Source organism: Marinobacter alkalisoli, from assembly GCF_045449855.1.
GTDB lineage: Bacteria > Pseudomonadota > Gammaproteobacteria > Pseudomonadales > Oleiphilaceae > Marinobacter.
Genome location: NZ_JBJJLC010000025.1, coordinates 1 through 21,807, shown reverse-complemented (window position 1 = coordinate 21,807; position 21,807 = coordinate 1). Strand labels below are relative to the sequence as shown.

Here is a 21,807-nt window from a genome sequence, read left to right as displayed (position 1 = left end):
AGACAGTATAGGTATTACTGTTGCCTGAAGGGTAGTGCGTTGCAGGCGTCGTCAAAATACTGTTGCACGTGATCCGCTTCTTCCAGCGTGAAACGATGGATGGCATCGCGGAAGCCCGGATGGTGAATGCCGTGCCAGGAATGGGTTATCACCGGCTCGAACCCCCGGATCAGTTTGTGCTCCCCCTGGGCGCCGGCATCGAAACCGGACAGGCCCAGCTCAATGGTCAGATCAATTCCCTGGTAGTAACAGGTTTCGAAATGCAGGAAGTCGTATTCTTCCAGGCTGCCCCAGTAACGGCCAAAGAGCGTGTCGTTGCCGCTGAGGAAAAGGGCGCCTGCGATCATGGCGTCCCCTTTCTGCGCCATGATGATGTGGCACTGATCCGGCATTTCCGAGAGCAGTTGCCGGAAAAACCGTTCATTCAGGTACGGTCGTTGCCCGCGCTTGAAATAGGTCGCCTGATAGAACACATAAAAGGCCCGGAGGACATGATCAGGCATATCGGTGCCTGAATATCGCCGGAAGGTTATCCCGGACTCCGAAACTTGTCGGCGCTCCTTGCGGATGGATTTGCGTTTGCGGGAGGTCAGCTCGCCCAGAAAATCATCGAAGCAATGGTAACCCCGATTGTGCCAGTGGAACTGGCAACCCAGACGATGGAGGCTGTCCGGTTGTGCGAGCAGGCGCTGGTCGCTGGCATCCGGAAACAGCAGGTGCCAGGAGTGAGCGCCAAGGGTTGTGCTGACATCATCAAGCAGCCGATGAAGCCTGTCCGGTGACAGGCTCGCCCTGAACGCGTCGCTCAACAGCAACCGGGGGCCCTGGCAGGGGGTAAAGGGCACGGCAATCAGCAGCTTGGGGTAGTAGGCTTCCCCGTACCGCTGGTAGGCGTCGGCCCAGGCCCAGTCAAAGACGTATTCGCCCATGGAGTGGGTTTTCAGCCAGGCCGGAGCCACGCCAACCAGCCGGTCCTGCTGCCAGAACGTCAGGTGTGACGGGGTCCAGCCGGTTGAAGTGGTGGTACAGCCGGTATCCTCCAGTGCCCTCAGGAACCCATGTTTCAGAAACGGGTAGGTGCCGGGGCAGAGGGCGTTCCAGTCAGCTTCGGGAATATCATGGATCGACTGGCAAACACGTACGCTTGGAAACGGGAAACCGGGTTCGGACATGGTCTGGGGTACTCCTTGGTGTTACCCGATACCATACGCCAGAACCCGGTGCCTGATCACTGGTCGCTGTTGTTTTCGGCTTTTTCCTCACAGCGTTCTTTCATCTTTTCCTCCCACTTTTCCATCTTGTGGGCGCGTTTCTCCATTTTTTCCTGATGGATCTCGTCCCAGGTTTCCCGCTGTTCCTCCGTCAGTTCAAGGCGATCCGCCATGTCGGCGCGGTGCTCTTCCATTTTCGCCTGGTGTTCCTCCATCCTCTCCTGACGCTTTTCCGGACTGAACTTGCCGGTGCCCTCGCGCAGTTGTTGGCACATTTCGGCTTTGTTGTGTTTGCCGTGGTGGCCTTCGTGCCTGTCGCCGTGTTTGCCGGCCATGGCCAGCGGGCTGGTGAGCATTGCAGCGGACAGCAATGCGCTTGCCATAAACAGGGAAGTGCGATGTTTCATCATGGTTCCGTTCCTCGTTTCAGGTTGTGGTGCTGCCGGTAAGCAGTACCGTTATGCATGGGATTAATGCTAGCGGAGAACTCTGTCATCCGCTGTCAGGGTGGTGTAAAGGTTGTGCAAAGGAAAAAGCGGGGGAAAAGACACCGCCAGGCAACGTGCTAGACTGAACGCGGTTAATCGGGAGGATGTCCATGCAGAACAGGGTATTACTGGTAGAAGACGACGATGAGCTGAGGCAGTTGCTGGCGCGCTATCTGACCAACCAGGGGTTCAGTGTGCGGGAAGCGGAAAACGGCAACGATGGCCTGTCGCTGGCCCGGGGGCAGAACTGTGACATTGTTGTGCTGGACATTATGCTCCCGGACATCAGCGGTCTCGACGTGCTGCGATCCCTGCGGGCGGACACCCACCTTCCGGTCATACTGCTGACCGCTCGGGGCGACGAAACCGACCGTATTGTCGGGTTTGAGGTTGGCGCCGATGACTACATTCCCAAACCCTGCAATCCCAGGGAACTGGTTGCCCGCCTGCAAGCGCTACTGCGTCGGATTGCCTGGGATCAGTCGGTGGAAATGGATGCCGCCAGGACCTACGGTGATCTCAGGGTGGAGCCATCTCACCGCCGTATCTACCAGAACGACAACCCCCTGGAACTCACCGCCACCGAGTATGAGGTTTTGCAGGTGTTGCTGGCCCATGCCGGCAGTGTGGTGCGCAAAACTGACCTGATGCAGTGGGCGCTGGGGCGGCGCCTGGAAGCTCATGACCGGACCCTCGACATGCACATCAGTAACCTGCGCAAGAAGCTGGGAAATGATGATCCCCCCCGGATCGAGACGGTGCGCGGTCTGGGTTACAGCTATCGGGTACCGGTATGAAGCGGCGCCTGATGTTCCCGCTGTTCTGGCGCATTTTCCTGTCCATCTGGCTGGCGATGGCCATTACCTTGCTGATCAGCAATGTAGCCACCCGTGCGCTGATGGACCGGGAAAGGGCCGCCATTGAGCGCCAGGTGGGGCTGCGGGAGCTGGCATTCGAGGCGATCAAGGTGCGTGAAAATGAGGGGCGCGGCGCAGCCTGGCGGTTCCTTAAGGGCCAGGGCGAGCGACTGGAGTTGCACCTGATCCTGATTGAGAATGACAGACACGATGGCCGCTTGCCTTCTTCTATCCGTGAACGTATGCAATCCGGCTGGCATCGCCAGCGACCAGCACTGATTGATGTCACCGACGAATATCGTCTGGTGGCCTGGCCGCGAATGGATGGCGATGGCTGGCTTGACCCGAGGTTCTTCCGGGTGCTGGAAATGGCCCTGGCGTTCGTGCTGATTACCCTGGCTTGCTGGTGGATTGCACGGCTTGTGTCCCGTCCACTCAAACACATGGAAACCACCGCCCGGGATATTGCCGGCGGGAACACTGAATTGCGGGTCAGTGAGCGGATTGCCGGCCGCCGGGACGAAGTGGGCCAACTCGCCGCTGCGTTTAACGCGATGACCGAGCAGTTGTGCAGTTTGCTGGAACGGCAGAAACACCTGTTACGGGATATTTCCCACGACCTGCGAACGCCGCTGACGCGCCAGCGTATCGCCATTGAACTTGCCAGCGACGGTGCCGTGGATGAAGACCTGATGGCCAGCATCCTGCGGCAGAATGAACGGCTGGAAGCAATGACCTCACAGATCCTGACGCTCTACCGGGTGACCGAGGAAGGTGCTGACATTCCCCGTGAGGCGGTTCAGCCGGTTGTTATTATCAATAACGTGCTTCAGGACGCCGCCGATTACGCCGAACACCAGGGGGTGGATTGCCAACTGATGGTCCGCCCCGAATGTCGCAAGGTGTCGGTTCTCGGCGATCAGGGGCTGTTGCAGCGAGCGTTTGATAACATTGTCCAGAACGCGCTGGACCACACCGGCCCCGGCCATGCCATTCACATTGGTGTGGACAAGGTAGACGGCAACCTGGTGATTGCCATTGAAGACGAGGGGCCCGGCGTGGCCCCGGACATGCTGCCCCACCTGTTTGAGCCATTCTACCGGGCGGACAAGTCCCGTGGCGGCAAGGGGTGGGGGCTCGGGCTGGCCATCGCACGGGACATTGTTTCGGCCCATGATGGTGCTATTCGGGCGGAAAACGGCGCTTCCGGTGGTCTCAGGGTTACCGTCAGTTTGCCCATTTTTACGGACATCTTCTGATGAGCAAGGATTACCCTGTTCCCGCGGGATATCTCGAGCGGGAAACGGAGATAAAGAAAAGTCGATTCATCGCCCGCGTTGCGCCGGTTGCCAATCGGGACGAGGTAAAAGCGTGGCTGGAGCAGGCGCACCAGGATCATCCCGATGCCCGTCACATATGCTGGGCATACCAGATAGGCCGCCCCGGTTCGGCTGCCGAAGCCGCCATGAACGACGACGGAGAACCCTCGGGAACCGCCGGAAAACCGATCCTGAGTGTGATTCAGCATAAGGATATGGGGGATGTCCTGGTCATGGTGATTCGCTATTTCGGTGGTATCAAACTGGGTGCCGGCGGGTTGGTCAGGGCGTATGCGGGGGCGGCTGAAAGCGTTCTGTCTGCAGTGGATCGCGTGGTTCAGCGGTCTATGGATACGGCTTTTGTAGCCATGGGGTTTGCCGACGAACAGCCATTGCGACACTGGTGTGAAACCAATGGCGCCTCGGTCGAGTCCATAGAGTATGGTTCGACGGTCACCGCCCGGGTGTCGGTGCCGGTGGATCGTGGTGAGCAATTCGGAGCGTTCTGCGATGCCCAGAAGCTGGATTACCGTTTTGACAGGTAGGGAACCCCGGCGACATCTCTGATCGTCCTGAAGGCGTATACTTGAATAGAGACAGTAAAGACGAGGTTCACTATGGTTATTCGCGCAGTTATAGCATCTCTGTTGATGTTCGCACTCGCTGGTTGCGCCAGCAATGTAGTGACAGACTATGATTCCGGCACGGTTTTCGGAAATTACTCGTCCTGGGCATTCGCGGATGAGCGCAGCGAGGGCCAGTCGGTGGTGTCACTGGATGGCAGTCGCATTCGCAACGCGGTGGAGCGTGAGCTGAATCGCAAGGCCATGAACAAGGTGGGTGCGGATGAAGCTGACCTGCTGGTGGCCTGGCAGATCGTGGAAGAAGAACGACTCGAAAGTTATGGCGTGGGGCTTGGCTTGGGGTTCGGTCACGGCCCCTTTGGCTGGGGGCTTGCATCTGCACCGCCGGTTCGGGAAATCGAGGAAGGCAAGCTGGTGGTTGAGCTGGTGGATTCCGACAGTCAGCAGGTAGTCTGGCGCGCTGCCAGCCGGCGTTACCTGAATGAAGATCAGTCTCCGGAGTATCGCCGTAAGCTGATCGACGAAGTGGTGGCCGATATGTTTTCCAAGTATCCTCCGGGGCTGGAATAGAAGTCTGTTTCTTGCCAACGACAACGGAGAAAAGATGAAGTCGAAATCCTCGGGTGGGTTGGTGTTTTCAACCGAGCAGGGCCGCATGTGCCCCGGTTGCCGCAACCCCGTCGAAGAATGTACCTGTGGTCAGCCCTCCCGTCCCGCAGGGGACGGTATCGTACGGGTCAGCCGTGAAACCAAGGGCCGCAAAGGCAAAGGCGTAACGCTGGTGACCGGCATCCCCATGGATGACAAGGAACTCAAGGCCTTCGCCAAGGTACTCAAGGCCAAGTGCGGAACCGGCGGTACGGTGAAGGACGGCGTGGTTGAAATCCAGGGTGATCAACGGGACATCCTCGTTCCGTTACTCCAGGCCAAAGGCTGGACCGTAAAACGTGCCGGTGGCTGATGGTATAACACGCAAACCCGCCTTCAGACGCTAGAATAGCGCCTGCTCTTGAACTGCCCGTGAAGGGACAATCGCTTACCGGAGGATAAGAATGCACGTACTGGTGTTGGGTGCAGGTGTTGTCGGCGTCACCACTGCCTGGTTTCTGCGAAAGCAGGGCCATGAGGTCACCGTGGTTGATCGCCAGAGCAAAGCCGGTCTTGAAACCAGTTATGCCAATGGTGGGCAGATTTCCGTGTCCCATGCGCAGCCGTGGGCCAATCCGTCGGCACCGCTCAAGATATTGAGGTGGTTGACTCAACCGGATGCCCCCCTGCTGTTTCGTCCGAGCCTCGATCCTGCTCAGTGGCGCTGGGGGCTGTCATTCCTGATGCAATGCACGTCCGCCAGGGCGGCCCATAACCTCCGGCAAATCGTTAACCTGGGCACCTACAGTCGTAACCACTTGCAGGCAGTGCGTAAGGAAACCGGGATTGAATATGACCAGTTGGAGAAGGGCATATTGCACTTCTACACCAATCCGAAGGAATTTGATGCCGCATTGGAGCCAGCCCGGTTGATGCGAGACCTGGGGTGTGACCGTCAGGTGATTGATGCTGCCCGTGCGGTTGAGTTGGAGCCAGCCCTGGCTCCGATTCGCGACCGGATTGCCGGGGCAACGTACACTTCTGAAGATGAGTCCGGGGACGCCAGAAAGTTCACCCAGGGCCTGGCACGGAAAGCCGAAGAAGCGGGTGTGACGTTTCTCTATGGCACTGAAATTCTGGGTTTTGATCGTACCCGTGACCGGATCCTCGGGGTTCAGACACTGAGGGAGGGGCACCACGAAATGCTGCGTGCCGATGCCTATGTTCTGAGTCTGGGCAGTTTCAGCGCGGTGCTTGCCCGGCAGTTGGGCCTGTTCCTGAATATCTATCCCGCCAAAGGCTACTCCATCACCGTGCCGGTCAAGAATGAAGAGGCGGCCTACAAGGTGAGCCTGACCGATGATGAGTACAAGCTGGTGTACTCTCGCCTTGGTGACCGGATTCGTGTGGCCGGAACCGCTGAGCTTAGCGGCTACAGCCGGAACCTCGATTACACCCGCTGTCGGATTATCGTCCGGCGTACCGCGGACGTCATGCCAGAGGCTGCCCATTGGGATCAGGCCGAATTCTGGGCAGGGCTGCGGCCTGCGACTCCGTCAAACGTGCCCTATATCGGAAAAAGCCACTTCGGCAATCTCTTCCTGAATACCGGGCATGGCACCCTGGGATGGACCCATTCCTGCGGGTCCGCAGCGGCGATTGCGGACATTATCGGCGGGCGCAAGCCCGAGGTGGATTTCACTTTCTGCGGGCTGTAACCAGAACGGCCCCGGGGGATGAGCCCCGGGGCCGTTCTGGTTACCGCAAGGCGATATTACCGCAACTGATCGCGAATCAGCTTCTTGTTGATCTTGCCGACACTGGTCTTGGGGATATCCTCGACAAAATCGATTTGCTCGGGAATCGCCCACTTGTTGATCTCGCCGGTTTCAACGAAGTTTTTCAGGTGGCTTTGAATATCTTCCAGCGTGGCCTGTTCCCCGGGCTTCAGGGTAACCAGCGCGTGCGGGCGTTCACCCCATTTCTCATCGGGTACACCAACCACGGCTGCGCCAGCGACGGACGGATGCTGACTGATGAGGTTCTCCAGGTCGAGAGATGATAACCACTCACCACCGGTCTTGATCACATCCTTGATGCGGTCCTTGATCACCAGGGTGTTGTCCGGTTCAATCGACGCGACGTCTCCGGTATGGAGCCAACCACCTTCCCACAGCTCCTCGCCTTTTTCCGGTTCCTTGAAGTAGCTCTGGGTCAGCCAGGGTGCGCGGGCGACCACTTCACCCTTGGCTTCGCCGTCATGGGCGACCGGGTTGCCGGACGGATCCACAATTTCCAGTTGTGTCATGGGCACCGCGATACCGGTTTTGACCCGTTTGGCGGTCTGTTGCTCCAGTGGCAGCTCCAGATCCTCGGGTTTCATGTGGGTAACGCTCAGCAGCGGGCAGGTTTCCGACATGCCGTAGCCGGTGTACATGCGGATGCCAAGCTTGGCCCCGGCGTCACACAGGCCCTTGGTCAGGGCGCTGCCGCCGATCAACACGTGCCAGTTGCTCAGGTCGGCGGTCTTGATGGACTCGGTGCCCATCATCATCTGCATGATGGTCGGCACACAGTGGGAGAACGAGACCTTGTGTTCCTTGAGCAGGTCCACCAGCAGTTCCGGCTCATAGCGCCCCGGGTAAACCTGCTTGATGCCCAGCATGGTGGCGGCGTAAGGGACGCCCCAGGCATGGACGTGAAACATTGGGGTGACCGGCATATAGACCGATGAGGAGCGCAGTAGTGGGATCTCATCGTAGGCCGAGAGAGACCCGGTCATTGCCAGGGTGTGCAGCACCAACTGACGGTGACTGAAGAATACGCCCTTGGGATTGCCGGTCGTGCCTGTGGTGTAGAAGGTAGTCGCGATGCTGTTTTCGTCAAAATCCGGGAAATCGAACTCGGTTCCGGCCCGGGCCAGCAGAGCCTCGTACTCGCCAGCAGTGTCGAGACTGGTGGACTTTGCTTTGTTGTCGTCGGTGAGCTGAATGTAGCTCCTGACTGTTTGGATCTCGCCCTTGACGCCTTCAAGGATAGGCAGGAAGTCATCATGCACCAGCACGACGTCGTCTTCGGCGTGATTCATGGTATAGACGATCTGCTCGGGTGAAAGGCGCACATTGATGGTGTGCAGTACTGCTCCAATCATCGGAATTGCAAAGAAACACTCGAGGTAACGCGGAGTGTCCCAGTCCATCACCGCCACCGTGTCTCCGGGTTTTACGCCGGCATCAGTGAGAGCATTGGCCAGGCGATGGATGCGCTGAACCAGATCGGTGTAGGTGTACTTGCTGCGGTTGGCGTAAACGATTTCCTGGTCAGGCGAGTACCTTGGCCCGGACAACAGCAGTTGCTTGATCAGAAGGGGGTACTGGTGGGCGTTGTCCGCTGGAGGAAGAATGCGGGTTTGTGCCATTACTTTTACCTCTTTCTCGGTTGTTGATGTTATAGCGAGAAACAGGAGTAAATCTGACACACTTTGGCGGAAACGGGAACCTTGAAATTCATAAAAATTGCAGAACGAATCAGGTGTTACAGGAATCCTGTTCCGCTCTGCAAATTATAGGCGCCGCTCTGGCTTATTCGTAGGTGCAAAGGTAGGCGGTATCGATATCGGTTTTCGCCTTGAAGCTTGCCTGGCCGGCGACGTCAAAGCTTTCTCCGGAGCCGTAGGTCATCCATTCTTCCATGCCTGGTAGCAGGACGGTCAAAGCACCGCTGATCACCGTCATGGTTTCTTTCTTGCTGGTGCCGAACTCATACTCGCCCGGGCTGATCACACCAACGGTGGCCGGGAGGGTGGAGGTCTGGAAGGAGATGGATTTCGCCTTGCCGTCAAAGTATTCGTTCACGTTCAGCATGGGTATGGCTCCTTGATTAAAAGTGGGGGCCTACTATACGGCAATTTGTTTTCCATCCAATGACATTTTTTTGCAGTCCGCTTTACTGTTCCCAGGGGTTGCCTTTGGTATTTTCCATGACGTCCACGCCAATATGCATGGCTGACTTGGCCAGGATGTTGGCACTCACGGGCGCGGTCATGAACAGGAAGACGGTGATCAGTATCTCGGAGAGACCAATACCTTCGCCGTTGGCGCTGAAATAGGCGACGGATGCCAGCATAATGGCTCCAACTCCGAGCGTGGTGGCCTTGGTCGGGCCGTGTAACCGGGTGAAAAAATCCGGCAGTTTGGCGAGGCCAATAGCGCCGACCAGGGTGAAGAATCCCCCGATCAGCAGCAGGGCCGCGATGGTGTATTCGATAAGCGCGTTCATGGCCTGTCTCCTCCGTCTGCCTTCAATACGTCCGGTAACCTATTCAATGACACTGCCCCTTTTCAGGTACTTCGCCATGGCAACCGTGCCAACGAAGCCCATAACAGCAATCAGAAGCGCGGCTTCCAGGTACATGCGCGTCCCGAGCGTGATGCCCAGCAGTATGATCAGGGCAATGGCGTTGATGTATAGGGTATCCAGTGCCAGCACCCGATCAGGGGCATCAGGCCCCTTGATCAGGCGGTAAACGTTGAGCAGAGCTGCGAGCATAACCATGGCAATGGTGATGTAGAGGGCAACCGTGATCATTGGAACATCTCCATCAGAGGCTTTTCATAGCGGTTTTTGATGGCATCGATAACGTCTTGTTCGTTGTCCGCGTCCAGGGTGTGAATCAGCAGTATTTTCTGGTCATCGCTGATGTCTGAACTGACGGTGCCGGGGGTGAGGGAAATGGTGCTGGCAAGGATGGAAATGGCCAGCGGGTGCTGCAGATCCAGCGGATAACACACAAATACCGGTTTCGGTTGGCGGCCACTGAGGATCAGCCGAGAAACTGTAATGCTGGCGGTTACGATATCCAGCAGCATCCTGAGCAGGTAAACCGGCATGCGCCAGAATCTGATGAACACCAGGCGTTCGGGCCAGAAGCCCTGGGTCAGCTGCGGGATCAGCCAGGCCAGAATCAGGCCCATCACAACGCTGGCGCCGGAAATGCCGTCGCTCAGCAGTTGCCATGTCAGAAACAGGATCAGGCTTAACCAGGGTTGGGGAAAGTTCAGACGATCAAACATTAGTTATCCTCCCCCACCATGGGTGTCCCGAGGATTTCGATATAGGCCTCGCTGTTGTGCAGCTGTGCGGCGGTGGCGTCAGTATAGCGGGTGATCGGCCCGGCAAGGGCAACGATCACCACACTCAGGGCTATCAGTGCTCCGGCCGATACCGACACGGCGCCGCTGAGTTTGCCCGGATCCTCAATATGGCCCTCGATGTTTCGCCAGAACACAATGCTGCCGGCCCGGCTGTAGGCGATGAGGGTGCAAAAGCCACCGATCAGCACGGCGGACCACAACCAGGCCATTTCAGGGCCCGGGGTGGCGGCCTGCAATATCAGCAGCTTGGCAAAGAAACCGCTCAGGGGAGGCAGCCCGGCTGCCGCGACTGCGCCAGTCAGGAACAGCGCGCTGAGAAAGGTGCGGTTCCGCATTCTGGGGGCAGTGACGATCCGGTCGCCAGCGGTGCCACGCTGGCGGCTGATCAGATCGACCACCAGGAAAAGGCCGCCAACCACCCAGGTGGTGTTAAGCAGATAGAACAACGCTGCTGAAGTGCCCGCCACGGATCCCAGGGACATGGCTGCCAACAGTGTTCCCACTGAAATAATGACCTGCCAGGCGATGAGGGTCTTGAGGCTTTCTGAACCCAGGGCGCCAATGACCCCCATGGCCAGGGTGATCAGGGCCAGCGGGAACAGCCAGTCCATACCCAGGCCCGCCAGATCTCCGGCCTGATCGCCGAAGATCAGCGAATAGACGCGCAGAATGGCGTAAATGCCCACCTTTGTCATTACCGCGAAGAGGGCCGCCACCGGTGCCGTGGCCTTGGCATAGGCTTTGGGCAACCAGAAACACAGCGGCAGAATGGCCGCCTTCAGGCCAAATACCACCAGAAGCATCATACCGCCGGCCCTGACAAGGTGCAGGTTTTCCTCGCTGACCTGGGGTACCTTCACTGCAAGGTCCGCCATGTTCAGGGTGCCGGTAACGCTGTAGATCATGCCAACACTGATCAGGAACACCGCGGAGCCCGCCAGGTTCAGTACTACGTAATGCAGGCCGGGCACGGTGCGTGCGGTTCCGCCACCATGCATCAGAAGTCCGTAGGAGGCGATAAGCAGAACCTCGAACGCGACGAACAGGTTGAATAGATCACCGGTAAGAAACGCAATATTCAGACCCAGCAGCTGGAACAGGAACAGTGCATGAAACTGGCGATTTCCTTCATCCGCGCCGCCAATGGAATAGATATGGCAGAACAGTGCGAGAATGGATGTCAGTAACAGCATCAGGGCTGCCAGTCGGTCCAGTACCAGGACAATGCCAAAGGGGGGCTCCCAGTTGCCGAACGCGTAGGCGCGGTAACTGCCATCGTCGGCGAGAACCAGCAGCACCACGGATGCCGCCAGAATAAGGACTGTCGTGGTTATCGCCAGGGTGCGGCGCAGGCTGATCGGGGCATACCCCATGAACACCTGAAGTATCCCGCCCAGCAGCGGAATCAGAATGGGGGCGGTAAGCCAATGGTTCATTTACTGGTTACCTCCACTTTTTCTTCTGATTCGGCATTGGCCTCGGTCTGGTATCCGTCGACATGGTCGTCTTCGTTGTCGGCCAGGTTGCGCAGGGCCAGCACCACAACAAAAGCGGTCATGGCAAAGCCGATGACGATCGCCGTCAGGACCAGTGCCTGGGGCAGGGGATCGGCATAGTTGTCATTGCTTCCAATAATGGGTTGGCCCCCGGTCACCAGCCGACCGGAAGAGAACAGGAACAGGTTGACGCCGTAGGAAAGCAGCGTCAGGCCCACCACCACGGGAAAGGTACGGGCCCGCAGTAACAGGTACACGCCAGACGCGGTCAGCGCGCCGATGACCAGAGCAAATGCCAGCTCCATTATGCGCTCTCCTTCTTGCTTTTAATGGCGGAATGGGGTGACAGGCGGCCAATACTGACCAGTGCCAGGAGCGTGGCTCCGATGACCGTGAGATAGACCCCGAGGTCGAAGACCAGGGCGGAGGCCACCTCGAACTTGCCAACGATCGGCCAGCTTATGTAATCAAACGTGCTGGTGAGGAACGGGTAGCCAAATGCATAGCTGGCAGCGCCGGCTATGGAGGCAAAGAACAGGCCCAGGCCTATGACGCTGTGATAGCGGAATGGCACGCGGTCCTGAGTCCAGATCATGCCGCTGGCGATGTACTGGAGAATCAGTGCCACTGCAGTAATCAGGCCGGCAATGAAGCCGCCACCCGGCAGGTTGTGTCCGCGCAGGAAGATGTAGGCGGATACCATCAACGCCATCGGCAGCATGGGCCTTGCGATCTGGCGCAGCATCAGCGGGTAGGCATCACGGGTCCAGGGATGTCCCTGTCCGTCGCCGGGGGGCGGCGTCAGCGCAGTGTTCTTGAGCATCGCGTAGATCCCCAGTGCGGCAATCGCCAGTACCGTGATTTCCCCGAGGGTATCAAAGCCCCGGAAGTCCACAAGGATCACGTTCACCACGTTGGTGCCGCCACCGCCGGGTTTGCTGTTCTCGAGAAAGTAGTCGGAAATGGACGTGAAAGGCTGGGTCAGCATCGCCAGTGTCACCAGGGTCATGCCGGTGCCAGCAGCGAGCGCAATCACGATATCACGAACCCGGCGACCGGTTGAGCTTTCCATTGGCGTCCATGAGGGCATGTAGAACAACGCCAGCATCAGCAACACAATGGTGACAACCTCAACTGACAGCTGGGTCATGGCCAGGTCGGGGGCGGAGAAACGGGCAAAGCCCAGTGACACCAGCAGACCCACCACGCTCAGCAAAACCAGGGCATAGAAACGTTCACGGTGTAGCGCAGCTGTGGCCAGTGCGCAAAGTATCAGCACACCCATGCCAATGAGCGTCGGCCAGTCGATAGGGGTCAGTCCGTTTTCACCCACGAAAAAGCCCAGACTGGACAGCGGTACAATGGCAACGGCAACCACGCTAAGCACCAGGAGCAGGGCATAACGTTGCAGTGAGCCATTTTCGATCCAGTTGGTGAAACGGTGGGCTGTATCGACCACCCTGGAAACCGCTGCCTCGAAGACGGCCTTTTCGTCGATTTCCCGGAAGCGGGCGTGAAAATCAAAGAAACGCTGACGTTGGCTGTACATGAGCAGGCCGCCGATGAATGCGACGAAGCTCATCATCAGTGGCAGGTTGAACCCGTGGGCGATGGTCAGGTGGTACTCCGGCACATTGCCGCCCAGGGTGGCCGAAGCGGCGGCATAAAGAAGGGGGCCGACGGATATTGCCGGGAATACCCCCACCATGATGCAGGCAAACACCAGAATCTCTACCGGGATCTTCATGTAACGCGGAGGCTCATGGGGCGGATAGACAGGCAGATCCACCGGCTTGCCATTGAAGAATACATCGTGGATAAAGCGCGCCGAGTAGGCGACGGCGAAAATGCCCGCAAGGGTGGCAACCAGCGGCGGCACCCAGGCCCAGAAGCCCGGCAGGTTCAGTTGCAGGGACTCCGCGAAGAACATCTCCTTGCTCAGGAAACCGTTAAGCAGGGGGACGCCTGCCATGGAGGCGGCCGCAACCATCGCCAGGGTGGCGGTGTGGGGCATGTAACGCCAGAGCCCGTTAATGCGGCGCATATCCCGGGTGCCGGTTTCATGGTCGATGATACCCGCCGCCATAAACAGGGACGCCTTGAAAATGGCGTGGTTAATGACGTGGAATACCGCTGCCACGGCAGCCAGTTGAGTTCCCATACCAAACAGCAGGGTGATCAGGCCCAGATGGCTGACGGTGGAATGGGCCAGCAGACCTTTCAGGTCGTGCTTGAACATGGCCACGTAGGCGCCGATCAGCAACGTGGCCATACCGGTGAAGCTCACCATGTAGAACCATTGTTCGGTGCCCGCCAGTGCCGGGTAGAGGCGGGCCATCAGGAAAATACCGGCCTTGACCATGGTTGCGGAGTGGAGGTAGGCCGATACCGGCGTGGGCGCCTGCATGGCGTGGGGCAGCCAGAAGTGGAACGGAAACTGGGCGGACTTGGTGAATGCACCCAGCAGCACCAGGGTGAGGGCAATCGGGTACAGGCTGTGTGCCTTGATCTGGTCGCCTGCGGCCAACACCGCGTCCAGCTCGAAACTGCCAACGATATTGCCGATGATCAGGATGCCGGCCATCAGTGCAAGACCACCCCCGCCAGTGACGGCAAGCGCCATACGGGCGCCCCGGCGGGCGTCCTGCTTATGGTTCCAGAAACTGATCAGCAGGAACGATGTCAGGCTGGTCAGTTCCCAGAACACGAGCATCAGCAGCAGGTTACTGGATAGCACGATGCCGAGCATGGAGCCCATGAAGCACAACAGCATCGAGTAGAATTTCCCGACATTCTCTTTGGCCTTCAGGTAATAGCGGGAATAGAGAATGATCAGCAGACCGATGACCAGAATCAGCAGTGCAAACAGTAAGGACAGCCCATCCAGCCGGAAACTGAATGAAAAGCCCAGTGCCGGCAGCCATTCATAGCTGTGCAGGACGATGCCGCCACCGGCAATGGTTGACCAATGCGGGTACAGTGCCGCCAAAGCGACGATAGCGGGAACCGACGAGGCAATGGCAATCGCCGTACGGCCTCCCTGGGCAAACAAAGGTGCTGCCAACGCCCCTAAAAAGGGCAGTAAAACGACCAGCGGTAGCGACATCGCAACCTCGTTATTGGTTTTTCTCTTTCATGGATGGAGATGCAGTCTAAGTGCCTGAGTTTAGTTCCCGACCTGCCGTTGTACACCGATCGGTGCGAACCGCTGGCGATAACGGCTGGAGTCGGAAATTTAGAGCAAACGGGGTGGGTCTGGAAAGTACGGCAACCTGCCCCGGTGTCTCTGCGAATCGGCAGTGACCGGGCGAAAACCGGGTTGGTGTAACACGTTGGACCTGGCGGTCATAAGTGCTCCGTTAGTCAGATACGAGGACCGATGATACGTGGCAGGCCCCAGAGGTCAAGTCAGCATGCGATTAATCAAAACTATTGGCAGGTGCGGGAGGTGCGTTCGGGCTTGGCTGAACAATGCCTCCGGGACGGGTTTTGTGTCATACATCGCGCCCGGAGCCCTGTGCTAACATGGCCTTTTCTGATCAGAGCCCCTGAGAGAGCCACTATGACCGCAGCCTATTCAAACCTCCTGAAGCCGCTTGATCTGGGTTTTACCGAACTCAGGAACCGGGTGCTGATGGGTTCCATGCATACCGGCCTGGAAGACCGGTTCTGGAACATCCACAAGTTTGCCCGCTATTTTGCCGAGCGGGCAGAAGGGGGCGTTGGGCTGATGGTCACCGGGGGATATTCACCGAACCTGGCAGGCCAGCTGGCGCCTTTATCCTCAACCATGAACAACCTCGCCACCGCCTTGCTGCACCGGCACGTTACCGGGGCTGTCCATGAAGCGGGCGGCAAAATCTGCCTGCAGTTACTCCACGCTGGCCGTTACGGCTATCAGCCGTTGATTGTATCCGCATCCGCCACCAAGGCGCCGATCAGCCCGTTCAAGGCCCGCGCCCTGTCCACCAAAGGCGTGGAGCGTCATATCAACGATTTCGTCAATGCCGCGAAATTGGCGAAACTCGGTGGCTATGACGGCGTTGAGGTGATGGGCTCTGAAGGCTATTTCATCAACCAGTTCCTGTGTGAACGCACCAACAAGCGCTCGGACAAGTGGGGTGGCCCTTACGAAAACCGCATGCGTCTGCCGGTGGAAATCGTTCGCCGCATGCGTGAAGCCGTCGGGCCCGAGTTCATCATCATTTACCGGCTGTCCATGCTGGACCTGGTGGAAGGCGGTCAGACCTGGGACCAGATCGTGACCCTGGGCAAGGCCATCGAAAAAGCGGGCGCCACCATCATCAATACCGGTATCGGCTGGCATGAAGCACGGGTGCCCACCATCGTGACCTCTGTACCCCGCGGCGGCTTTGCCGACGTCACGGCCAAGTTTTACGGTGAAGTGGACATTCCGGTCTGCACCACCAACCGCATTAATACCCCGGAGAAAGGGGAAGAGATTCTTGCCGCCGGCAAGGCGGATATGGTTTCCATGGCCAGGCCGCTGTTGGCGGACAGCGAATTCGTGCGCAAGGCCGAGCAGAACCGTGCCGACGAGATCAACACCTGTATTGCCTGTAACCAGGCCTGCCTTGATCATGTATTCAAGGCTAAGCGCGCCTCCTGCCTGGTGAATCCCAGGGCCTGCCATGAAACCGAACTGGTATTGACGGTAGCGCCCGTGGTTCGCCGCGTCGCGGTGGTCGGAGCCGGGCCGGCGGGGCTGGCGGCCGCGACCACGGCTGCCAAACGCGGCCACCGGGTGACCCTGTTCGAGGCCGACGATAAAATTGGCGGTCAGTTCAACTACGCCAAGCGCATTCCCGGCAAGGAAGAGTTTTACGAGACCCTGCGCTACTACCAGCGTCAAATTGAGTTGCTGGAAATCGACCTGAAACTCAATGCCCGCGTCGGGGCCGCAGAGCTGGCCGAACAGGGTTTTGACGATGTCATTGTTGCCACCGGCGTCAAGCCACGGACGCCGCAAATCGATGGTATCGATCATCCCAGGGTGCTGGGTTATCTCGACGTCCTGCGTCACAACAAACCGGTTGGTCAGAACGTTGCGGTGATCGGCGCCGGCGGTATCGGCTTCGACGTCAGCGAATTCCTGACCCACGATTTCAGCCATCACCCGGAAGGCGAACAGGTCAGCGTGGCAGACTGGCAGGCGGAGTGGGGCGTGAACCCTGCCTTTGACGGGCCCGGCGGGTTGGCGGAGCGCAAGCCCACACCGTCGCCGCGCAAGATCTACCTGATGCAGCGCAAAACCGGTAAGGTTGGCGGTGGTCTGGGCAAAACCTCGGGCTGGGTGCACCGCAACAGCCTCAAACACCGCGACGTAGATATGCTGCGAGGGTGCAGTTACGACCGTATCGACGACGAGGGCCTGCACATATCCATCAGGGATAAGGACGGCAAGGTGAAGGAAAGCAAAGTGCTGAGTGTCGATAATGTGATCATTTGCGCAGGTCAGGAATCCTACCGTGAACTATTTGATCAATTGGCCGGTGCCGGCGTAAAAGCCCACCTGATTGGCGGCGCCGACGTTGCCGAAGAACTGGATGCGAAGCGGGCCATCCGCCAGGGTACCGAAGTGGCGGCGGGTATTTGAGGCATCCATGACACTTCTGATTGCATTCGCGGTTCTGTCCATCGGGTTTTCTTTCCTCTGCTCGATCCTGGAGGCGACGCTGCTTTCCATTACTCCGAGCTATATCGCGTCGTTCAAGCAGGACAACCCCGAGCTGTTTGCCCGGTTGAGGAAACTCAAGGACGACATTGACGACCCCCTGTCGGCAATTCTGACACTCAACACCATAGCCCATACCGTTGGTGCCACTGGTGTGGGAGCCCAAGTGGCGGTGGTGTTTGGCGAGGCATGGCTGGGGCTGGCCTCTGGCGTTATGACCCTGGCAATCCTCATTTTTTCGGAAATCATTCCCAAGACCATTGGCGCCAAGTACTGGCAGGGATTGGCGCCGAAGCTGCCGGCAATCCTTGGCGTCCTGATGAAATTTCTGTTGCCGTTTATCTGGCTGTCGAAACAGATCACCCGTCGTATTGCCTCCGGTGAGCCGGAGACGGATGTCAGGGCGGAAATCAGTGCCCTGGCGGAGATCGGCAGGGACCAGCAGGCGCTGGACGAAGACGAGCGGCGGATGATCCTGAACGTGCTTAGGTTCCATGAAATCAAGGTCAGCTCCGTGATGACCCCGCGCACAGTCTGCAAATTCATTGCGCCGGACACCACGATCGAACAGTTCCGGGAGAAAGTGAAATCAGGACCGTTTTCCCGCTATCCGGTGATCGACGAGGATGGCGAGGCGCTAGGCTACATTCACCGTTCTGACCTGATCACCCTGCCTGATGACGCAGACCTTCAGGAGAGCCTGAGAACCGTCAAGAGAGTGAAGGGCAACACCAATATCGAACTGGTGTTTTCGGACATGTTACGAGAGCGGCAACACCTGGCCGTGGTCTATGACGAATTGGGCACCTGGCTTGGGATAGTGACGCTGGAGGACATATTGGAGACACTTTTGGGCACCGAAATCATGGACGAAACCGATAATGTCTCCAACCTCCGCCGCTATGCGAAGCAACGATGGAGCCGACGCCTGAAAAAATACAGCTCCTGATGTCGCTGGGATATCCGGTTACCGGATGGATTTCAGAGCATTGAAAATGGCTTCCGCTTCCGCTTCAAGTACCTGACAACGAAAGGCATGTCCCTGCTGACAGGCCTGAGCGAGTTGCTTTTGTTTCATGTCATAAAGCTTGCTCAGAATATCTGCCTGGCTTTGTCTGATCGGTGCGTTCATGGCGAACCTCCCCATTTTTACACCCGTCAATATTCTTTACGTTCAGTGGCACGGAATGGCCCACACTCATAACCGATGCATAACCCGGGCCAGGAGGGGCTTTCAGCCGGATTAACGTGCAAATCTTGAGCGGTAGGTCCCCGGTGTCAGACCGGTGTGCTTGCGAAATAACCGGCTGAACGAACTCACGTCCTCGTAGCCCACCTGGCGGGTCACCTCTTCCACCGATATTCGGGAACTTTCCAGGTGTTGTCGTGCCGCCTCGATCCTGAGAATCTGAAGGTAGCTGGTCGGGGTGTCGCCAGTCGCTGCCCTGAACCGTCGAATCAGCGAACGTTCCGTCAGACCGCATTGGGTGGCAAGAAATTGCAGGGTCACCGGCTGACCATAATGCTCGTCCAGCCAATCCTGCAATTTCAGGATGGCCGCATCCGAATGATACCGCCGGGCCTGCAGCGCACCATAAGGCGCCTGACTCGTACGCCCGGCATCAATCACAAACGCCTTCGCCAGCTCCCGCGCCACCTGCGCCCCGGCATACCGCTCCACCAGATAAACCCCCAGGTCCCACCAGGCCATCCCGCCACCCGCACAGGCAAGGTGACCGTCCACCGTCACCAGCTTGTCCTGATGCAGATCCACCGCCGGGTAGCGCTGCCGAAACTGACGACTGAACCCCCAATGGGTCGTCGCCTGCCGTCCGTTCAACAAACCGGCCTCCGCCAGCATGAAGGCGCCCGTGCAGTTACTGGCCACCCGCACCTGTCCTGAATCCGACGACTGAAACCCCGCAAGCCATTCAATCAGCTCCGGGTTCTCTGCCAACACCCGCTCAATCGGCCCGCCAATGGTCGGAATAATCACCAGATCGGTGCTGTCTTCAGAAGGCTGCCTGGCGTTCCACGCGCCATCCGGAAGAATCGTCAGGCCGTTTATACAACGGCAGGGCGCCCCGTCCTTCGTTAGCAAACGGGTAGTAAATTGCGGTTCGGGCGGCTCTCCGTTGATCCGTGCCCAGGTAACACCCGCTAATCGGAACAGGTCAATAATGCCTGTAATGGCACTGGCAAGCGCCCCATCAAACCCGATAACAGACACTGTTCGCATACTAGCTCCCAAAGCAGGGCATGAAAGGGGAAGTCCTCCCGAGACTGTGTGCAGCAGGGATGCTGCACTCAAGCCTACAGGGATGTATTTACGGCGTGTCTCGGGAGGACTTCCCCCTTTCATGTCCGACCGCCGGACTCCCGGCAGAGCCAGATAAATCACGGGATGGCGGGATTCACCAAGATTATGTCATAAATGCCGGTTCCCAGAAAAACAGAGGTATGAGAGGCTGTCAGCAACAAACAGGAGACCAAGAATGACCGACACCCTGATCGACCGCCGCGACCTGGCGTTCCAACTCTACGAAGTCCTCGATACCGACAACCTCACCACCCGCGAGCGCTTCAGCGAACACAGCCGCGACACCTTCGATGCCGTCATCGAAACCGCCGACAAAATGGCCCGGGAAAAATTTGCCACCCACAACAGCGCCGCTGACAAAGAAGAACCCAAATTCGTCAACGGCCAGGTAGAGATGCTGCCCCAGGTCAAAGAAGCCTTTGACGCCTACGCCGAAGCCGGCTTTATCGCCGGGCGTTACGACTACGACCTGGGCGGCATGCAACTGCCGGAATCCGTTATGGCCGCCTGCAACGGCTTCTTTACCGCCGCCAACCCCGGCACCGCAGGCTACCCGTTCCTGACCACCGCCGCCGCCAACCTTGTCCGCGTCTTCGGCAATGAGCAGCAGAAAACCACCTTCCTGCCGCACATGCTTTCCGGCCGCTTCACCGGCACCATGGCCCTCACTGAACCCCACGCAGGATCATCCCTGGCGGACATTCGCACCTCTGCATCGCCAACGGACGATGGCCATTACCTGATCAAAGGCGCCAAAATCTTCATCTCCGGCGGTGAACAGTCCATCACCGAGAACATCGTTCACATGGTGCTGGCGAAAATCAAAGGTGCTCCGGCTGGCGTGAAAGGCATCTCCCTGTTCATCGTCCCCAAATTCCTGGTGGACGAAGAGGGTAATCCCACCGAACGTAACGGCGTCAACCTCGCCGGCCTGATTCACAAGCTCGGTTACCGTGGCACCACATCCACCGCCTTGAGCTTCGGTGATGACGCTCCCTGCCACGGTTACCTGGTGGGCGAGCCTCATCAGGGCCTGAAATACATGTTCCAGATGATGAACGAAGCGCGGGTCGGTGTAGGCTTTGGCGCGGCGGTGGTCGGCTATCGCGGCTACATGCACAGCCTGGAATACGCCAAAGACCGCCTGCAGGGGCGCAAGGCGAGTGAGAAGAATCCGGAATCCCCGCAGGTGCCGATCATTGATCACGCCGATGTAAGGCGCATGCTGCTGGCCCAGAAGGCCTACAGCGAAGGCGGCCTGGCCCTGTGCCTGTATGGCGCCCGCCTGATGGACGACCAGCACACCCATCCAGACGAACAGAAACGCCTGGAAGCGGGCAAACTGCTGGACCTGCTCACCCCGGTCATCAAGGCCTGGCCTTCCGAATACGGCCCCAAGGCCAACGACCTGGCCATCCAGGTCTACGGTGGTGCCGGCTACACCCGGGAATACCCGGTAGAACAGTGCTGGCGTGATAACCGCCTGAATCCCATCCACGAAGGCACCAACGGCATACAGGCTCTCGACCTTCTGGGCCGCAAAATCTGGCAGGATCAGAGCCACGGCCTGCAGCTGCTGATGCAGGAAATGCAGGTGGATCTCGAGGCGGCAACCACAGACCGTTGCCAGCAATGGGCGCTGTCACTCAGCGAAACCCTGCAGCAGGCAGTCAAAGTCACCCAGGACCTGGGCAAATCCCTGATGGGTGGCGACGTGGACAAACCCCTGGCCAACGCTGCCTGCTACCTGCACCTGTTCGGCCATATCATCGTCGCCTGGATGTGGCTCCGCCAGGCCAACGCCGCCGCCAATGCCCTGGCTTCCGCCAACAGTGACGATGAGCGCAACTTCTACCAGGGCAAACTCCAGGCCGCCCAGTACTTCTTCCACTGGGAGTTGCCGACGGTGGCCCAGGACCTGGTCCTGCTCCGGAATCAGGACGATACTTGTCTGAACATGAAGTCCGAATGGTTCTGACCTGATGCTTCCATACTCCTGGCCTGAGAGTCCTGGAGTTAGCGCAATCGGCTGGTCGTCCTTTCAGGGACACGCTACAAGCACATCCATGTGCGCTCGGCAGTGGCCATCCATGGCC

Annotated in this window: 21 protein-coding genes; 9 read left to right on the top strand and 12 right to left on the bottom strand. The window is 58.4% G+C overall.

Going from position 1 to position 21,807, the window contains the following annotated elements:
• Window positions 1-14: 14 nt before the first annotated feature.
• Window positions 15-1,172: a GNAT family N-acetyltransferase gene (locus ACJO5Y_RS10135; protein ID WP_406986930.1), complete on the bottom strand. Its 1,158-nt coding sequence runs from the start codon at window positions 1,170-1,172 to the stop codon at window positions 15-17.
• Window positions 1,173-1,228: 56 nt separating this feature from the next.
• Entirely contained in the window at window positions 1,229-1,621 is a 393-nt protein-coding gene (locus ACJO5Y_RS10130) for a hypothetical protein (RefSeq protein WP_406986928.1), read from the bottom strand.
• Between the two features lie 188 nt (window positions 1,622-1,809).
• On the opposite strand from ACJO5Y_RS10130, the gene ACJO5Y_RS10125 reads away from it, so the two are divergent.
• The 6 genes from ACJO5Y_RS10125 (at window position 1,810) to ACJO5Y_RS10100 (ending at window position 6,765) form a co-directional block, all read left to right on the top strand.
• A complete protein-coding gene (locus ACJO5Y_RS10125) occupies window positions 1,810-2,496 on the top strand; it encodes a response regulator transcription factor (protein WP_406986925.1) in 687 nt (228 codons plus the stop codon).
• Entirely contained in the window at window positions 2,493-3,815 is a 1,323-nt protein-coding gene (locus tag ACJO5Y_RS10120) for a sensor histidine kinase (protein WP_406986923.1), read from the top strand. Before ACJO5Y_RS10125 ends, ACJO5Y_RS10120 begins: the two co-directional genes overlap by 4 nt.
• Window positions 3,815-4,420 (top strand): YigZ family protein, encoded by a 606-nt coding sequence (locus tag ACJO5Y_RS10115; RefSeq protein ID WP_406986921.1) that lies wholly within the window; start codon window positions 3,815-3,817, stop codon window positions 4,418-4,420. Before ACJO5Y_RS10120 ends, ACJO5Y_RS10115 begins: the two co-directional genes overlap by 1 nt.
• Before the next feature lie 72 nt (window positions 4,421-4,492).
• Complete coding sequence (locus tag ACJO5Y_RS10110; protein WP_406986918.1) at window positions 4,493-5,029, top strand: DUF4136 domain-containing protein; 537 nt, start codon at window positions 4,493-4,495, stop codon at window positions 5,027-5,029.
• A gap of 34 nt (window positions 5,030-5,063) precedes the next feature.
• Window positions 5,064-5,420: a translation initiation factor Sui1 gene (locus ACJO5Y_RS10105; RefSeq protein ID WP_406986915.1), complete on the top strand. Its 357-nt coding sequence runs from the start codon at window positions 5,064-5,066 to the stop codon at window positions 5,418-5,420.
• A 91-nt stretch (window positions 5,421-5,511) separates the two neighbouring features.
• Window positions 5,512-6,765 carry a D-amino acid dehydrogenase gene (locus ACJO5Y_RS10100; RefSeq protein ID WP_406986912.1) on the top strand — a complete coding sequence of 418 codons (1,254 nt, stop codon included), beginning with the start codon at window positions 5,512-5,514 and terminating at the stop codon, window positions 6,763-6,765.
• Between the two features lie 56 nt (window positions 6,766-6,821).
• Here ACJO5Y_RS10100 and ACJO5Y_RS10095 read toward each other — a convergent pair whose 3' ends face one another.
• The 8 genes from ACJO5Y_RS10095 to ACJO5Y_RS10060 all read right to left on the bottom strand — a co-directional run bounded on the left by ACJO5Y_RS10095 (window position 6,822) and on the right by ACJO5Y_RS10060 (window position 14,802).
• The gene (locus tag ACJO5Y_RS10095; RefSeq protein WP_406986909.1) at window positions 6,822-8,465 is read right to left on the bottom strand and encodes a fatty acid--CoA ligase; all 1,644 of its coding nucleotides are present in this window, start codon (window positions 8,463-8,465) and stop codon (window positions 6,822-6,824) included.
• A gap of 163 nt (window positions 8,466-8,628) precedes the next feature.
• Window positions 8,629-8,910 carry a pyrimidine/purine nucleoside phosphorylase gene (gene ppnP, locus ACJO5Y_RS10090; protein WP_012136445.1) on the bottom strand — a complete coding sequence of 94 codons (282 nt, stop codon included), beginning with the start codon at window positions 8,908-8,910 and terminating at the stop codon, window positions 8,629-8,631.
• Between the two features lie 82 nt (window positions 8,911-8,992).
• Window positions 8,993-9,325, bottom strand: coding sequence for a Na+/H+ antiporter subunit G (locus ACJO5Y_RS10085; RefSeq protein ID WP_406986906.1), 333 nt, complete (start codon window positions 9,323-9,325; stop codon window positions 8,993-8,995).
• Between the two features lie 39 nt (window positions 9,326-9,364).
• The gene (locus tag ACJO5Y_RS10080) at window positions 9,365-9,634 is read right to left on the bottom strand and encodes a K+/H+ antiporter subunit F (protein ID WP_406986904.1); all 270 of its coding nucleotides are present in this window, start codon (window positions 9,632-9,634) and stop codon (window positions 9,365-9,367) included.
• Window positions 9,631-10,119, bottom strand: coding sequence for a Na+/H+ antiporter subunit E (locus tag ACJO5Y_RS10075; RefSeq protein ID WP_406986901.1), 489 nt, complete (start codon window positions 10,117-10,119; stop codon window positions 9,631-9,633). The genes ACJO5Y_RS10080 and ACJO5Y_RS10075 overlap by 4 nt, the downstream gene beginning before the upstream one ends.
• Window positions 10,119-11,636, bottom strand: a complete 1,518-nt coding sequence (locus tag ACJO5Y_RS10070; RefSeq protein ID WP_406986899.1) for a monovalent cation/H+ antiporter subunit D — start codon at window positions 11,634-11,636, stop codon at window positions 10,119-10,121. The genes ACJO5Y_RS10075 and ACJO5Y_RS10070 overlap by 1 nt, the downstream gene beginning before the upstream one ends.
• Window positions 11,633-12,001 (bottom strand): Na+/H+ antiporter subunit C, encoded by a 369-nt coding sequence (locus ACJO5Y_RS10065; protein WP_406986897.1) that lies wholly within the window; start codon window positions 11,999-12,001, stop codon window positions 11,633-11,635. The genes ACJO5Y_RS10070 and ACJO5Y_RS10065 overlap by 4 nt, the downstream gene beginning before the upstream one ends.
• Entirely contained in the window at window positions 12,001-14,802 is a 2,802-nt protein-coding gene (locus tag ACJO5Y_RS10060) for a monovalent cation/H+ antiporter subunit A (protein ID WP_406986894.1), read from the bottom strand. The genes ACJO5Y_RS10065 and ACJO5Y_RS10060 overlap by 1 nt, the downstream gene beginning before the upstream one ends.
• A 456-nt stretch (window positions 14,803-15,258) precedes the next feature.
• Here ACJO5Y_RS10060 and ACJO5Y_RS10055 point away from each other — a divergent pair, with 456 nt between their 5' ends.
• Window positions 15,259-17,313 (top strand): FAD-dependent oxidoreductase, encoded by a 2,055-nt coding sequence (locus ACJO5Y_RS10055; RefSeq protein WP_406986892.1) that lies wholly within the window; start codon window positions 15,259-15,261, stop codon window positions 17,311-17,313.
• 7 nt (window positions 17,314-17,320) lie between these two features.
• A complete protein-coding gene (locus tag ACJO5Y_RS10050) occupies window positions 17,321-18,340 on the top strand; it encodes a CNNM domain-containing protein (protein WP_406986890.1) in 1,020 nt (339 codons plus the stop codon).
• Between the two features lie 18 nt (window positions 18,341-18,358).
• On the opposite strand, the gene ACJO5Y_RS10045 is transcribed toward ACJO5Y_RS10050, so the two are convergent.
• Together ACJO5Y_RS10045 and ACJO5Y_RS10040 are read right to left on the bottom strand one after the other, a co-directional pair.
• Window positions 18,359-18,523 carry a hypothetical protein gene (locus ACJO5Y_RS10045; RefSeq protein ID WP_406986887.1) on the bottom strand — a complete coding sequence of 55 codons (165 nt, stop codon included), beginning with the start codon at window positions 18,521-18,523 and terminating at the stop codon, window positions 18,359-18,361.
• Window positions 18,524-18,634: 111 nt separating this feature from the next.
• The gene (locus ACJO5Y_RS10040) at window positions 18,635-19,630 is read right to left on the bottom strand and encodes a GlxA family transcriptional regulator (protein WP_406986885.1); all 996 of its coding nucleotides are present in this window, start codon (window positions 19,628-19,630) and stop codon (window positions 18,635-18,637) included.
• Between the two features lie 256 nt (window positions 19,631-19,886).
• Between ACJO5Y_RS10040 and ACJO5Y_RS10035 the strand changes: the two genes are divergently transcribed.
• Window positions 19,887-21,689 carry an acyl-CoA dehydrogenase gene (locus tag ACJO5Y_RS10035; protein WP_406986882.1) on the top strand — a complete coding sequence of 601 codons (1,803 nt, stop codon included), beginning with the start codon at window positions 19,887-19,889 and terminating at the stop codon, window positions 21,687-21,689.
• The last annotated feature ends 118 nt before the right edge of the window (window positions 21,690-21,807 follow it).

Excerpts from the sequence above, each read along its gene's own strand:
- ACJO5Y_RS10135 (WP_406986930.1), bottom strand. The coding sequence starts at position 1,172 with ATGTCCGAACCCGGTTTCCCGTTTCCAAGCGTACGTGTTTGCCAGTCG.
- ACJO5Y_RS10130 (WP_406986928.1), bottom strand. The coding sequence starts at position 1,621 with ATGATGAAACATCGCACTTCCCTGTTTATGGCAAGCGCATTGCTGTCC.
- ACJO5Y_RS10125 (WP_406986925.1), top strand. The coding sequence starts at position 1,810 with ATGCAGAACAGGGTATTACTGGTAGAAGACGACGATGAGCTGAGGCAG.
- ACJO5Y_RS10120 (WP_406986923.1), top strand. The coding sequence starts at position 2,493 with ATGAAGCGGCGCCTGATGTTCCCGCTGTTCTGGCGCATTTTCCTGTCC.
- ACJO5Y_RS10115 (WP_406986921.1), top strand. The coding sequence starts at position 3,815 with ATGAGCAAGGATTACCCTGTTCCCGCGGGATATCTCGAGCGGGAAACG.
- ACJO5Y_RS10110 (WP_406986918.1), top strand. The coding sequence starts at position 4,493 with ATGGTTATTCGCGCAGTTATAGCATCTCTGTTGATGTTCGCACTCGCT.
- ACJO5Y_RS10105 (WP_406986915.1), top strand. The coding sequence starts at position 5,064 with ATGAAGTCGAAATCCTCGGGTGGGTTGGTGTTTTCAACCGAGCAGGGC.
- ACJO5Y_RS10100 (WP_406986912.1), top strand. The coding sequence starts at position 5,512 with ATGCACGTACTGGTGTTGGGTGCAGGTGTTGTCGGCGTCACCACTGCC.
- ACJO5Y_RS10095 (WP_406986909.1), bottom strand. The coding sequence starts at position 8,465 with ATGGCACAAACCCGCATTCTTCCTCCAGCGGACAACGCCCACCAGTAC.
- ppnP (WP_012136445.1), bottom strand. The coding sequence starts at position 8,910 with ATGCTGAACGTGAACGAATACTTTGACGGCAAGGCGAAATCCATCTCC.
- ACJO5Y_RS10085 (WP_406986906.1), bottom strand. The coding sequence starts at position 9,325 with ATGAACGCGCTTATCGAATACACCATCGCGGCCCTGCTGCTGATCGGG.
- ACJO5Y_RS10080 (WP_406986904.1), bottom strand. The coding sequence starts at position 9,634 with ATGATCACGGTTGCCCTCTACATCACCATTGCCATGGTTATGCTCGCA.
- ACJO5Y_RS10075 (WP_406986901.1), bottom strand. The coding sequence starts at position 10,119 with ATGTTTGATCGTCTGAACTTTCCCCAACCCTGGTTAAGCCTGATCCTG.
- ACJO5Y_RS10070 (WP_406986899.1), bottom strand. The coding sequence starts at position 11,636 with ATGAACCATTGGCTTACCGCCCCCATTCTGATTCCGCTGCTGGGCGGG.
- ACJO5Y_RS10065 (WP_406986897.1), bottom strand. The coding sequence starts at position 12,001 with ATGGAGCTGGCATTTGCTCTGGTCATCGGCGCGCTGACCGCGTCTGGC.
- ACJO5Y_RS10060 (WP_406986894.1), bottom strand. The coding sequence starts at position 14,802 with ATGTCGCTACCGCTGGTCGTTTTACTGCCCTTTTTAGGGGCGTTGGCA.
- ACJO5Y_RS10055 (WP_406986892.1), top strand. The coding sequence starts at position 15,259 with ATGACCGCAGCCTATTCAAACCTCCTGAAGCCGCTTGATCTGGGTTTT.
- ACJO5Y_RS10050 (WP_406986890.1), top strand. The coding sequence starts at position 17,321 with ATGACACTTCTGATTGCATTCGCGGTTCTGTCCATCGGGTTTTCTTTC.
- ACJO5Y_RS10045 (WP_406986887.1), bottom strand. The coding sequence starts at position 18,523 with ATGAACGCACCGATCAGACAAAGCCAGGCAGATATTCTGAGCAAGCTT.
- ACJO5Y_RS10040 (WP_406986885.1), bottom strand. The coding sequence starts at position 19,630 with ATGCGAACAGTGTCTGTTATCGGGTTTGATGGGGCGCTTGCCAGTGCC.
- ACJO5Y_RS10035 (WP_406986882.1), top strand. The coding sequence starts at position 19,887 with ATGACCGACACCCTGATCGACCGCCGCGACCTGGCGTTCCAACTCTAC.